The sequence below is a fragment of the Lewinella sp. 4G2 genome (genome assembly GCF_001625015.1).
Taxonomy (GTDB): Bacteria; Bacteroidota; Bacteroidia; order Chitinophagales; family Saprospiraceae; genus Neolewinella.
Window position 1 is genome coordinate 1 of the sequence record NZ_LVWJ02000015.1, and the last position, 886, is coordinate 886.

Here is an 886-nt window from a genome sequence, read left to right on the forward strand (position 1 = left end):
GGACGAGCGATTTGAAGTAAAAGATAAGCAGGATTACCGGGTAGTCAACTGGGCGGAGTACAACAAAGCCCTGGAAAATCGTGGTAACATCACGTTTATTATTGACGAGTCGGTCACCCAAAATTGGTATAGTGACTCGCCAGCCCAGAGAGGTGCTCAAGAAACTTATAGTGATACCTGTATCGAGGCCATTATGATGATCAAGACTATTTTTCGGTTACCCTATCGACAGTCTCGTGGTTTTACCGTGGGTCTGCTTCAACTCATGGACCTAGCGCACCTGAAAGTACCAAGTTTTACACAGGTTAACCGCCGTTTTCGCACTCTCAACATTAGTCCTTTTGCGATTCCAGCTAGCGGCCCGATCACGATTGCGATAGACTCGACGGGAGTCAAGGTTTACGGTGAAGGCGAGTGGAAATGCCGCAAGCACGGATGGAGCAAGCGTCGTACCTGGCGTAAACTTCATTTGGGTGTTGATCCTTGCACTGGCTTTATTCATTGCCATATCACGACGACTAACTCCGAGAGCGATGAATCTCAGGTAAATGATCTTCTCGATCAGGTCGAAGCCGAAATCGATGAGGTCTACCTTGATGGTGCTTATGATGCACAGAGTTGCTACGATGGTTTATTGGAGCGAGATATTTGGCCTGTCATTCCACCTCAGAGAGGCGCGGTGAAATGGTATTGGGAGGAACCGGGTGATGCCGATGACTATCCTCGCAATCAATTTATTAAACGCATAGAAGAAGTCGGAAGGGCAGAATGGAAAAAAGAAGCCGATTACCACCAACGAAGTTTATCTGAGACGGCGATGTACCGTTATAAAACCATCTTTGGTCCAACCCACTACTCTCGATCACTTGAAACTCAAACGCAGGAA

Annotated in this window: 1 protein-coding gene; it reads left to right on the forward strand. The window is 47.3% G+C overall.

Annotated elements, in window-relative coordinates; all coding sequences use genetic code 11:
• Positions 1-886 (forward strand): IS5 family transposase (locus A3850_RS17050; protein WP_068219938.1); only part of this gene is annotated, 886 nt, incomplete at both ends.